General features: G+C 41.1%; 10 protein-coding genes and 3 pseudogenes. 6 read left to right on the plus strand and 7 right to left on the minus strand.

The window, feature by feature from the left end:
* Positions 1 to 63 precede the first annotated feature (63 nt).
* Complete coding sequence (locus tag AB3Y94_RS12525; RefSeq protein ID WP_122036936.1) at positions 64 to 357, plus strand: hypothetical protein; 294 nt, start codon at positions 64 to 66, stop codon at positions 355 to 357.
* 59 nt (positions 358 to 416) lie between these two features.
* Here the strand turns inward: AB3Y94_RS12525 and AB3Y94_RS12530 are convergent.
* Positions 417 to 1,204 (minus strand): IS5 family transposase gene (locus tag AB3Y94_RS12530; protein ID WP_094339152.1). Its coding sequence is split into 2 segments (ribosomal slippage): positions 417 to 946 and positions 946 to 1,204, totalling 789 coding nucleotides; the frame shifts between segments, so codons are not numbered across the junction.
* A 468-nt stretch (positions 1,205 to 1,672) separates the two neighbouring features.
* On the opposite strand from AB3Y94_RS12530, the gene AB3Y94_RS12535 reads away from it, so the two are divergent.
* Together AB3Y94_RS12535 and AB3Y94_RS12540 are read left to right on the plus strand one after the other, a co-directional pair.
* Positions 1,673 to 2,827, plus strand: a complete 1,155-nt coding sequence (locus AB3Y94_RS12535) for a cation:proton antiporter (protein ID WP_137631916.1) — start codon at positions 1,673 to 1,675, stop codon at positions 2,825 to 2,827.
* A 122-nt stretch (positions 2,828 to 2,949) separates the two neighbouring features.
* Positions 2,950 to 4,518: a ClC family H(+)/Cl(-) exchange transporter gene (locus tag AB3Y94_RS12540; protein WP_087509189.1), complete on the plus strand. Its 1,569-nt coding sequence runs from the start codon at positions 2,950 to 2,952 to the stop codon at positions 4,516 to 4,518.
* 336 nt (positions 4,519 to 4,854) lie between these two features.
* Here AB3Y94_RS12540 and AB3Y94_RS12545 read toward each other — a convergent pair whose 3' ends face one another.
* Together AB3Y94_RS12545 and AB3Y94_RS12550 are read right to left on the minus strand one after the other, a co-directional pair.
* On the minus strand, positions 4,855 to 4,944 hold the full coding sequence (locus AB3Y94_RS12545; RefSeq protein ID WP_107696660.1) for a putative holin-like toxin: 90 nt from the start codon (positions 4,942 to 4,944) through the stop codon (positions 4,855 to 4,857).
* 185 nt (positions 4,945 to 5,129) lie between these two features.
* Positions 5,130 to 5,231, minus strand: a pseudogene (locus tag AB3Y94_RS12550) (restriction endonuclease subunit S); the annotation flags it as partial.
* Positions 5,232 to 5,326: 95 nt separating this feature from the next.
* Between AB3Y94_RS12550 and AB3Y94_RS12555 the strand changes: the two are divergent.
* Complete coding sequence (locus tag AB3Y94_RS12555) at positions 5,327 to 6,247, plus strand: IS30-like element ISLsa1 family transposase (protein ID WP_056986401.1); 921 nt, start codon at positions 5,327 to 5,329, stop codon at positions 6,245 to 6,247.
* A 148-nt stretch (positions 6,248 to 6,395) separates the two neighbouring features.
* On the opposite strand, the pseudogene AB3Y94_RS12560 reads toward AB3Y94_RS12555, so the two are convergent.
* From AB3Y94_RS12560 to AB3Y94_RS12575, 4 genes and pseudogenes are all read right to left on the minus strand, one after another.
* Positions 6,396 to 6,683: pseudogene (locus AB3Y94_RS12560) on the minus strand (transposase); the annotation flags it as partial.
* Between the two features lie 243 nt (positions 6,684 to 6,926).
* Positions 6,927 to 7,307, minus strand: a pseudogene (locus tag AB3Y94_RS12565) (transposase); the annotation flags it as partial.
* A 303-nt stretch (positions 7,308 to 7,610) separates the two neighbouring features.
* Positions 7,611 to 8,327, minus strand: a complete 717-nt coding sequence (locus AB3Y94_RS12570; protein WP_367296542.1) for a LysM domain-containing protein — start codon at positions 8,325 to 8,327, stop codon at positions 7,611 to 7,613.
* 382 nt (positions 8,328 to 8,709) lie between these two features.
* Complete coding sequence (locus tag AB3Y94_RS12575; RefSeq protein ID WP_191982033.1) at positions 8,710 to 9,696, minus strand: IS30 family transposase; 987 nt, start codon at positions 9,694 to 9,696, stop codon at positions 8,710 to 8,712.
* 419 nt (positions 9,697 to 10,115) lie between these two features.
* On the opposite strand from AB3Y94_RS12575, the gene AB3Y94_RS12580 reads away from it, so the two are divergent.
* Both AB3Y94_RS12580 and AB3Y94_RS12585 read left to right on the plus strand, forming a co-directional pair.
* On the plus strand, positions 10,116 to 11,309 hold the full coding sequence (locus AB3Y94_RS12580) for a glycine betaine/L-proline ABC transporter ATP-binding protein (protein WP_027822877.1): 1,194 nt from the start codon (positions 10,116 to 10,118) through the stop codon (positions 11,307 to 11,309).
* Positions 11,309 to 12,148, plus strand: a complete 840-nt coding sequence (locus tag AB3Y94_RS12585; RefSeq protein WP_056986426.1) for a proline/glycine betaine ABC transporter permease — start codon at positions 11,309 to 11,311, stop codon at positions 12,146 to 12,148. The genes AB3Y94_RS12580 and AB3Y94_RS12585 overlap by 1 nt, the downstream gene beginning before the upstream one ends.
* Positions 12,149 to 12,151 lie beyond the last annotated feature (3 nt).

The following is a 12,151-nucleotide window of genomic DNA, read 5'->3' on the forward strand; positions in this document are numbered from 1 at the left end:
TGACTTGCGAAAACCACCAAAAAATAATAAACTAAGGGTCTATTATTTTTTGGAGAGTCGATAATGAAAAAGCTGATATTTTCAATCTGGGCAATTGCCCTGTTAATCATCGCAGGTACCCTAACTGTACTCGCAAGTAAAACAAATTCCGACACTCAGTCTAACCAACAATTAGCACCCCAAACTCAAACCAAGCTAATCAATATCGCAGATAAAGCATTAACAAAACGCGAGGCAAAGCAAACTCGAATCGTCTATGTTGGCAAAGTAGTCAGACATCACCAGAAGTTCTATTTACTTGCTGGGATCAAACGCCAGACTGGTAAACGTGTCTCAACAAAACCAGATTCAATTTGAAATTTCTTTATCAACGAAAGTTTTAATCCTAAAGGCGGTCAGGGAGTCTTAGAAGCTGTCTAAAATCTCTTAAGTAATAGTGCTAAAAACGCTAAAACGACCATTTGCAGACTGGTGGTTAATTGACGCTCACAATTTTTCCAAAGTCGCCGACAATTCTCTAGCCAACTAAAAGATCGTTCGACTACCCAACGTTGGGGCATGACTTCGAATCGATGCAACTCATTGCGCTTCGCAACCTGCACGGTTGCGTTTAAATTACTGGCTACATCGAGCTGAAAATTAACGCCTGAATAACCACCATCAACCATCATGGTTCGAACCAATTTAAACTGCTCTAAATTAAGGGTAACGAGTGCAATCGCCCCGTCACGATCAGTGATGTTAGCCCGGGTAATATGGATAGCTTGCGGGAATCCATTAATGTCGACGGCTAAGTGCCGTTTAATCCCCGAGATTTTCTTACCAGCGTCGTAACCTTTGTTTTCAGCAGTAGCGGTGTTTTTGACGCTCTGAGCGTCAACGATAATAAAGGAAGTTAAAGCTGAACGTCCTTGGTAAGTTCGCCGAGCAATGACAATTTTTTTAAAACTTGTTCCAATAAAGAATCAGCCGTAGGCTCAGCTTTAGTTGACCAAATTTTGTAATAGTTGTAAACTGACCGCCATTCTGGGAAATCACCGGGGACTTGACGCCATTGGCAACCGGTTTTCAAGACATATAGGACCGCACAGAAGACCTCGTAGAGGTCATATTTTCGAGGCTTAGTTCGCTTACGAAAATTTTCTAAAGCTGGTCGAATTAATTCAAATTGTTGCCGAGTAATATTGCTGGGATAATTTTTCATAGCTTAAACTCGCTTTTTACATAGAAGTATATCAAAAATCATAGATCTTGGACAGCTTCTAAGGTTCATCATAGAAAAGAAGAATTACACCAGCCTCAAACAAGAAATCAATGATGTTTTGGTCGCTGCTAGTTTGGATTCCTTGGACCTGATAATATACCTACGGTGTCTTTTTAGCTCGGTTATGTATCCAGCATGATTTATAGCTGGAGAAAACGATCCAGATATTTAAAATAGATAAAGAAAATTCAGAAATCACTTTTAAAGTTGGCGGTGTCTGTGTTTCGAATAAGTAACTAAATGTGACAACTTATCGTTACTTGAATATTTTTGATTAGTTTGCTAGCATATAAGAAGTATTATTAAAACATGAATAAATAAATCAGTTGACGTAAGCTCAAGGTGTTCTCTTTCAGGGGTGTGTAAGAGGTATCTGGGTTTACGTTTTTTGTATGAGGAGGTTTTTGTTTGGAATTTTTAGGTACCTTGGTGATCATCTTGATTACAACTAGTCTATTTGGCCATCTAGCCTCTAGGGTTGGTATCCCAGCAGTGATCGGTCAATTATTTGTTGGAATTATTCTTGGCCCTGTGTTGTTGAATTGGGTTCACGCCAATGATTTCATCCATATTTTTTCAGAGATTGGGGTTATCATCTTAATGTTTATCGCCGGACTTGAGAGTGATCTTACATTGCTTAAAAAATATTTGCGTCCTAGCATAATTGTCGCGTTGTTAGGAGTTTTGATTCCGATGGTACTGATCTATCCAGTTGGTATTGTTTTTGGCTTGACACAATTTGAAAGCTTGTTTTTGAGCGTTATTTTTGCCGCAACGTCGGTTTCAATTTCAGTTGCTGTCATGAAAGAACTAAATTTACTTGATAGTAAGAGCGGTTCAACAGTCCTCGGTGCCGCGGTGGTTGACGATGTGCTAGCTGTCGTTTTACTTAGCATTATGGTCAGTTTAATAGGTACAAAGGCTGGTACGGATACCCAGATACCGCTAGCTCTGACTTTTTTAGAGCAGCTAATTTACTTTGCCGCAATTTATTTCGTGATGCGTTTTATCGCCCCTCTCCTCGCTAGACTAGGCACCAAATTATTGAATCCAGTGGGACCTACTATAATGGCGATGATTTTGTGTTTTGGTATGGCATATATTGCAGATCTGATTGGACTGAGTGCAGTGATTGGGGCCTTTTTTGCAGGAATTGCGATTGCACAAACTCATGTAGCTCATGAAGTTGATCAAAGTATCGAACCAATCGGTTATGCGATTTTCATTCCTGTATTCTTCGTTTCAATTGGTTTAAATATGTCACTAGCTGGCATAGAACACGATTTGTTATTAATTATCGTATTGACGATTGTGGCAACACTGACAAAACTATTAGGAGCGGGAAGTGGGGCTAAATGGGCCGGATTCAGTTCGAATGAAGCTTACCTCGTTGGTGCGGGGATGGTCTCGCGTGGGGAAATGGCCTTGATTATCGCTCAAATAGGCTACCAATCCAAACTAATCAGTGATGATTACTATTCGGCAATTATCACTGCCATTATCCTAACAACGTTATTAGCACCATTACTACTCAAACATGCGGCTCGTCATATAAACTACTAAAACATCTTAGCGGTATGACACCCCTTCTCTGTGAAAAGTAACTACTAGATTTCATCGAGATATTGCCTAGTTTAATTAAGCACTAAATTATATAATATTGGTTATAATGGAGGATTAGTTATTTGATACAGCTTGTAAAAGAAAAATTTGACGTTACTCGTTTGCGATTTGTTTTACTCGGCCTGCTTGTGGGTTTAATGAGTGGCACCGTTGTTAGCTTATTTCGCTATTGTATTGAGATTGGGCTGCACTATAGTCGATTGGTATATAGATACTTACGAATCGCGCCGTTTGTTTGGTGGGAATGGGCATTGTTGATAGGCATCAACCTTGGTTTAGCGTTAATTGTGGCTCGACTTCTCAAGAGAGAACCTTATATCGCTGGTTCTGGAATTCCGCAAGTTGAAGGTCAATTGGCTGGTGAATTGGAAATGCACTGGTGGTCAATTCTTTGGCGAAAATTTATCGGTGGTATTCTGGCATTGGGACCTGGATTATTTCTCGGACGAGAAGGACCAGCGATTCAATTAAGTGCGTCAGTTGGTCAAGGTTTCGCTTCTGAGTTTAAGTTATCAGGAACTGATCGCCGACTACTAATTGCATCAGGCGCCGCTGCTGGATTAGCAGCAGCGTTTAATGCCCCCATTGCTGGAACTCTATTTGTCTTAGAAGAGATTTACCATAATTTTTCACCGCTGGTTTGGTTAACAGCATTAGCCGGAGCAATTGGTTCAAATTTTATTTCGCTGAATGTTTTCGGACTTGTTCCCGTGTTACATTTAAGTTATTCACGTAGTTTACCAGTATCAAATTATTGGCACTTAATTTTACTCGGCATTGTTTTGGGATTATTTGGTTACTTATATCAACGGGTCTTGTTAGTTATGCCTAGGTGGTATCATCAATTGACACATTTGCCACGCCCAATACAAGGTATCGTACCATTTCTGCTGGTAATTTTAGTTGGTTACTTTTCGCCAAATTTACTCGGTGGTGGTAATGGCTTAATTTTGGGATTTGGCCAGCATGTTCCACCTTTGTTTGTACTAATTGCAATTTTTATTATACGATTCGTCTTTTCAATGATTTCATATGGTTCCGGATTACCTGGCGGTATTTTCTTGCCGATTCTTTCTTTAGGTGCTGTGATTGGTGCGGTTTATGGCGTCTTAATGAATCAATTAGGATTATTATCGCATGTCTATATCATGAACCTAATCATTTTTTCCATGGCCGGTTACTTTGCTGGAATCGGAAAAGCTCCCTTCACAGCTATCTTGCTGGTAACAGAAATGGTTGGCAATTTAACACATTTAATGCCATTAGCAGTCATATCGTTAACTGCTTACCTTGTTGTTGATTTATTAGGCGGTGCACCAATCTATGAAGCATTGCTTAAGCAGATGACAATGCCTAAAACTGTTCAGCAACTTCATCGACCTGATCATTTGGAAATACCGGTTTTCTTTGGCAGTCCCTTAAACGGCAAAATGGTCCGAGACATGCCATGGCCTAAAGAAGCACTGCTCATTGGAATCCGGCGTGGCGAACAAGAAGTGATTCCACATGGTGACACCTTGATTCATGAAGGTGATACGTTAGTACTGTTAACTGATACAACCCAACGACCCCAAGTTAAACAACGGATTGATGCATTATTAGCAACCTTAGAAAAAAAGCACCAAGACTAAGTTAATAGGTAAATTGGTTTATCATAATGGTAGGTATCAGATTAAGTGGGTCCGTTGGCAGACATAAACATATTGGAAAACTATATACAAATACGGTGAAGTACGAAAAACGCTGAAACAGAATTAGTTGAACCTATTTTGAAAAATACAAAGATAAATAATATGCCGAAAATGCCTTGCTACCCAATTTTTCATAGTCATGCTATAATGTAGACAGAAAAGGAAGCCTTGCGCTAACAAGACTTCCTACGCAAGCCGCTTCAAAGGCGGTGGCGAAGTTAATAAGACAGCATTAAGCTACCCTGTAACCTACCAAAGTTACGCAGGGCGGCTTTTTTATTTGTGGTGCTTGTCGATATAGCTGAGTAGCGCGATTAAAAACGTGCCAAACAGCAACATCAACGAGAGTGCCTGGAAGACGCTCATTGACTGTGAAACCTTCCTGAAGATTATTCCATGTTCCCATGGGCCTCACCTCACAAGGGAAAAGACAGCCACCGCCCTTAAACCTTCCTGCGTAATCTATTATACAGGTGAATTAAGTATTGACCAAGCACAATAAAAATAGATCATGGAGTTTCATGGGATCCTAAATTTGATCAAATTAAGAATCAGCAAAACATCTTTTGTAGATACCCTTTTTTGAGTTCCTGGAGTTTTTCAAGCTTACGCTGATGAAGAGCTATAGTATCGTCTAGCTGTTTGAAAAAGGCAAATTCTATAATTAATCCGAACAGAAATTAAAAAGCCCAAAGCAATCACTTACAATGGTAGTAGCTAATTCCAACCAATATAGGGAGTGATTACTTTGGGTACATCTACTTTATCACGTTTTCAACGTGGCGCACTAGCACAACTGGTCAATGAGGGGAATAAATCTTACCAAGTAATGGCTGACGCCTTAGGCGTCGCCAAAGCTACGATTAGCTATGAGTTGGACCGGGTTAAACCTTATGATCCAGAATTAGCTCAGCAAGATGCAGATCGCAAAAGGCGGAATTGCGGCCGTCGTTCGATGCTGACGGCAGCATTAGCGACTTTAATTACCAATCACTTACGATTAACCTGGTCACCAGAAACCATTGCGGCCGCTTATAACTTGAGCACTGCGTCAATTTATAATTGGCTTAATCGTGGCTGGCTCCCCTTCAAATTGACTGATCTACCCAATCGGAATGTCCGCCAGCACCGAGTGAGCGAAAATCGTGGGAAATTTACAAGTGGGACTTCCATCGAACAACGGCCAACAACTGTTAATCAACGGTTAGCTTTTGGTCATTGGGAAGTAGATACGGTGCTTTCTAGTCGAAGTGAGCCACGATCATGTCTGGTTACATTCGTAGAACGTAAGACCCGACTTCTATGGGCCATCAAAGCCCCTAATAGAACGGCTAAGGCTCTAAACACCGCCTTTGGCAAGTTTATGGGGGCCTTCGGTCCCCAAGTAAAATCCATTACTGTTGATCATGGTAAAGAGTTTGCCAATTATCAGGCCTTAGAACAGGATTATCAGATCAAAGTTTATTTTTGCCATCCATATTCACCATGGGAGCGAGGTTCCAATGAATATTTTAATAGACGGTTACGCTGGTTCTTCCCGAAAAAGACCAATTTTAGCCAAGTAACGACTGATGAGATCCTAGCAGCACTTGAACTAATTAATCAACGACCATTAAAAATACATCATCAACAGACTGCCATTGAAAGATTCCGGGCTTGTTCGGATTAAACTTGTAATTTGCCTTCGTTTGCATTCTTAGTTAACATCAGTTTTCTCAACCCAAGTGCCCTATAATTATGGCTCTACGTCAACTGGTGTTGAAGAATAAATTTATCATTTGAGGCGGTTCTCCATTTGGGGAGCCGTCTTTGTCATGTTATGCCGTGATTTGGTAGATTCGTTTGAAGAAGTTCAGCTGATTCTTGAAGCCAAAACAGGATCGTTTGAGTGACTTGATGAGGTGGTTAACCCCTTCGATCGGACCGTTGGAATAAGGGCTGGTGACAGCGACTTCGTGTCGCTTAAGCGTCACGATCGTCATGTCCATTGCCGTACCGTTTAGCTCGTAAGTAGCTAACAGGATTGCCAGTTCCGCGGGATGTTTCCTCACCATCAAGGCATCATGAGGCGCTAAGTAGGTCTCGTAGGTTTGCTTGAACTTGGGCAGAGTTTAACACTAACGTGTAGTGATCTTTGATTTACTCCACATTAATTATGCCAGTTGCGACAAGGGTTAGCGCCATTTACTACACCTGAGCAAGATTATTCACATTCTGGTCATAAACAACCGGTTTTTAGTGTTGCAATGGGCGTAACTCAATGGTGATGTAGCTCTATCAATGCGTGTGCACCGCTTAAGATTCGTCGGCTGATTATTACACCCGTAGCTGCCTTATTAAGAACCTGTCTAGTATCTTTTAAGAACTATCTTCAGGAAGGCCAATACAACCATTTGAAGACTGCTGTTAAGGGCACGTTCACAGTTTTTCCAAAGTCGCCGACATTTGTCTAGCCAACTCCATGAACGTTCAACGATCCATCGTTGCGGTAACACCGTGAACATATGCAACTCGTTGCGTTTAGCTACCGTCGTCTTAGCATTCAAAATGAGCTTCACCTGATCCGCAAAGTCATTGCCAGTGTAGCCACCATCAACCATGACATGCTGAACCAGCTCTAAATTTTGGCTAACCAAACTAAACATAGTCAATGCACCTGAACGATCTGATACATTAGCTCGTGTCACGAGAATGGCTTGTGGTAAACCATTAATATCAACCGCCAAATAAAAACATGTGGTATTTTGGTTGGGAGAGTGGGTCGTCGATTGGGGGAGACAACTAGCAGGTCTGGATCGTGTCCGTCTTAAAGCGGTTGCTAGAATAAGCATATCGCATATCTAAATAACGGGTTGTCAGCATGCTAAGTGCTAAGGCCCATTATAAAGTCACTTAGCAACTGAGTAACTTTATAATGGGTATTGGTGGGGGGACACACGTGCTTCAGCACAGATTTAATATAGTAGAAAAAAGATTGCGAATCAGAAATGATCCGCAATCTTTGCATTTGTTTATTAATTTAGAGTGGCTTTTTAGTACCAGCCATTAGCAAGCCAGTGACTCTTGGCGTTGCTCCATGAACCATAACGTGAAGCAACATAACTGTTAGCAACACGTTCTTGGTTGGCAGCGGAGTAGTCACCGTTTAAGTATGAAGCACTTAATTGGTACTTACCGATGTATTGACCGTTACGAGCAGAATATGAACCACCAGATTCTTTACCAGCAATCCAAGCCTTAGTAGCACTATCAGAACCATTGTTGCTATAGTTTGATGTTGAACTAGACGTTTGAGTCGTCGTCTGAGCAGCAGGTTTGCTAGTTTGTGTTTGACTTGATTGGGTCTGGCTAGCTTGGCTCGGTTGAGCTTGAGTTTGACTAGTCTGAGCTGATGATTGTGTCGTGGTCGTTTGTTGAGTCGTCTGTGTTGAAGTCGTTGAGGTTGTTGAAGCAGCTGAAGACGTAGCTTGGCTAGTTGCTGATTGTGGTGCAGCACTTGTAGCAGCAGAAGTCGTGGTTGTTGTAGTAGTACCATTGACTTCAAGCTTATCACCAATGAAGATTAAGTTAACATTAGCTAACTTGTTTGCCTTTTCAATGGCTGAAACTGAAGTGTTGTGAGCTTGGGCAATTGCTGAAACAGTATCGCCGGCCTTAACAGTATAAGTATCAGCGTTGGCAACCGTTGTTGAGATAGCGAATAAAGCTAATGCAGCAGTTGATGATAATACAAGGTTTTTGATCTTCATAATAATTAATACGCTCTCCTATAATTTGCGTGTGTTCGATTATTTACATATATTTTCTATTGGTCAAGCAGTTGATGTCTCAACCAATCAACAGTGACTAGTATAACTAGTGAGTGTTGCAGTGCAATAATCAGAACATTACGTTTTTAGGGGGTGCTTGTAATATAAGGCCGTTTTTGTAATGAATTGTAATATTTGGTAGATTGTATCAACATTACTAGAATAAAAGTAGCGGGATAAATATTTCACGACCAAATAGTATCTAAATCTATACGTTCAACACCAAGCAATCACACACCACAACACAGCACACCGTATAGACCCTTTAAAACGTCTTCTAAGCGATTTTAAGGTGCATTGCTTAATTATATATGGCGAATTGTCAAACTAAGTGCAACGGTTTGTCAAAAAATACTTCATATGGGGTTTCATAGTTTAACACTTTGCGAGGACGTTGATTTAACTGCTTTTGGCAGTGTTCAACGTCCTGTTCTGTATAATTATCAATATCTGTTCGCTTGGGAAAATATTCCCGGATTAATCCATTTGTATTCTCATTTGTTCCACGCTGTTCAGGCGAATATGGATCGGGCCAATAGACAGTAACACCTAACCTTTCGCTGATTTCATCAAGATGAAGAAATTCGGTCCCATGATCTGGTGTAATAGAATGAACAAATTCTTTAGGAATGGCCCCTAACAGTTCAACTAAGCCTTTATTTATCTCCTGCGAGTCCTTTTGCACAACCTTTTTGATAAGCGTAAGCCGACTAAGCCGATCGACAACCGTTAAAAGGATGGCGTGACCCGTTCGACCAATCACAGTATCAATTTCCCAGTCACCTATACGTTGACGCTGGTTGATAAAACCAGGGCGCTCATGGATCGAGATATAGTCGGTCTGTACTTCTCGATGTCGTCTAGTATTCTTTGAATGCCGAGTCCGATGTTTATGTCTGAGATGGCGCTGAATACCGGTATCACCACGTGAGGAGTACTTCTCACCTAAATTGTGTTGATAGATATGACGGTAAATTGTGTTGTAGCTAACACACCATTGATGTTCCTTATTAAAGCGAGCGGTAATCTGCTCTGGTAACCAGTGCAGATCTAAGATGTAATGAACAATTTGACGGCGTAATTGTGGATGGCTGTCTAATAGCCGCTTCTTGTGACAATTCTGCCGCTTTTGATGATAGTCATTATCTGCTTTGCTTGGGGAATAATTACCTGCACAACGTTTTAACTCCCGTGAAATAGTGCTTGGATTTCGCCCCAGCCGTAACGCAACAGCCCGGATAGATAACCCCTTAGTTCGTAAAAACATAAGTATTTCACGTTCTTTTATAGTAAGATGTTTATAGCTCATACCGGATACCTCGAATTGTTTGATTTGGTCGTTAAACATATTCTACCCGGTATGGGTTTATTTTTTTACTTTGTGTTGCATTTCAATTGTAAATTCGCCCTATTAAAAAAATTCTAATCACGTTCTAAAGCTGGAGACTTTTAAAAAAATCAAAATTTTGATATAGTGGATTATAGTACTTTTAGGTAACCAAGAAGTTTTTGAACGCCTTATGAAGGTTGAGTATGATGAAATTGGTTGGATATGGTGCTAATTTCTTGGTTTAGAACAAATTGGTGAATATAAAAAATGTAAATTTTATTTTGACTCATTCATAGCGTTATACACCATGTCTACCCAAGCGCGTGGCGCATGTTACCCAGATTATTATTCCTTATGAATAATAATCTGGGTAACATGCTAATACATGGAGGTGTATGTTGGTAGAAAAAGTTAAAGTTAAAAATGTAACTAAGATTTTTGGAAAGCAAATATCTCTAGCAAAAAAATTGTTGCGTGAGGGAAAGTCTAAAGCAGAGATCCTTTCGCAGACAGGTTGTACTGTTGGAGTTAATCAAGCTAGTTTTGCTGTTAATGAAGGTGAACTGTTTGTAATCATGGGGCTGTCTGGAAGTGGAAAGTCTACGATTATCCGAATGATCAACCGCTTGATAAATTCGACTGATGGGGATATTGAAATCGATGAACAAGGTGTGATGGGCCTCAGTAAGGAAGAATTACGTCACTTGCGCCAAGATAAGATCGGCATGGTTTTTCAAAATTTTGCCTTGTTTCCGCATAAGTCCGTATTACAAAATGCGGCTTATGGATTGGAGCTTAAAAAGTTTCCGTTAGATGTACGAAACAGGAAAGCTCATGAAGCATTGACACTAGTCGGCTTGACCGGGTATGACGACCAATATCCAGATCAGTTATCAGGCGGGATGCAGCAGCGGGTTGGTCTCGCGCGCGCTTTGGCCAATGATGCCGAGATTCTGTTGATGGACGAGGCATTTTCGGCCTTGGATCCGTTATATCGGAAAGAAATGCAGGATTTGTTATTGCAAATTCAAGAAAAAATGCATAAAACGATCATTTTTATTGGCCATGACCTGAACGAAGCTTTGAAATTAGGGGATAGGATTATGATCATGCGTGATGGCCATATCGAACAAATTGATAATCCGGAAGATATTTTGACTCACCCGGCTAATGATTACGTAGAACGCTTCATCGAAGGGGTCGACCGGACAAAGGTCCTGACGGCAAGTAGTGTAATGACGCAGGCCCAGGTGGTTAATATTGGAAAGGCTGGACCACGGGTGGCTTTGCGGAGAATGCGAGCCAACGATATCTCTTCAATATACGTGGTTGATAATGACAACAAATTCGTGGGTTTTGCCGATGCGCATGATGTTTCGGATCTGATTAAGAAGGGCAGTGAAGACCTGAAGTCAGTCCTTAGGACAGACGTGCCTAAGACAAGTGTGGATATGCCAATCAATGCATTGATTAACGATATTTCGAAGGCAGCAATTCCTTATGTCGTGTTGGATGATGACGATCATCTACTAGGCATCATTCTACGGAGTTCTGTTTTGGCGGCTATCGCTGGGGAAGAGGTGAGTGCTTAATGAATATTGGACAAATACCTTTAGCGGAATGGATCAACTCAGGTGTTGACTGGCTGAGTCAATTTACCGGATTTTTTTATAGTGTGACGATCTTTTTCCAGGTAATCATTGACGGTATTCAATGGGCTTTTGACTTCTTGCCGCAATGGGTCTTTATCTTGGTGGTCTTAGCACTCACGTACTGGGTTAAACGAGGACAAAAGAAAATTAGTTTCATGGTGTTTGAAGTTTTGGGGCTGTTATTGATCTGGAACTTAGGATACTGGCGTGATATGACCCAGACCTTGACGTTAGTTTTGTCGTCTAGTTTGATTGCAATCGTTGTTGGGATTCCACTTGGAATTTGGATGGCAAAAAGTTCAAGAGCTGAGATCGTAATCAAACCAATTCTTGACTTCATGCAGACCTTGCCAGCGTTTGTTTATCTAATACCGGCCGTTTCATTTTTTGGTATCGGGATGGTACCGGGGGTGTTGGCTTCAGTGATTTTTGCGACGCCACCGACAGTGCGAATGACAAACTTGGGAATCCGGCAGGTGCCAAGTGACTTGATCGAGGTAGCGGATTCCTTTGGCTCGACCAGCTGGCAAAAGCTAATCAAATTACAGTTACCACTAGCAAAAACAACAATAATGTCCGGAATTAATCAAACGATGATGCTTGGACTTTCAATGGTCGTGATTGCATCAATGATTGGCGCCCTTGGTTTAGGAACTCAGGTTTACTTTGCTGTGGGGCGTAATGATGCCGGGGCAGGATTTGCCGCAGGAATTGCTGTGGTTATTGTAGCTATTATTTTGGATCGAATCACACAATCGTTCAACAAAACATCCAAATAAAGG

This window comes from Levilactobacillus yonginensis (assembly GCF_964065165.1).
Lineage (GTDB): Bacteria > Bacillota > Bacilli > Lactobacillales > Lactobacillaceae > Levilactobacillus > Levilactobacillus yonginensis_A.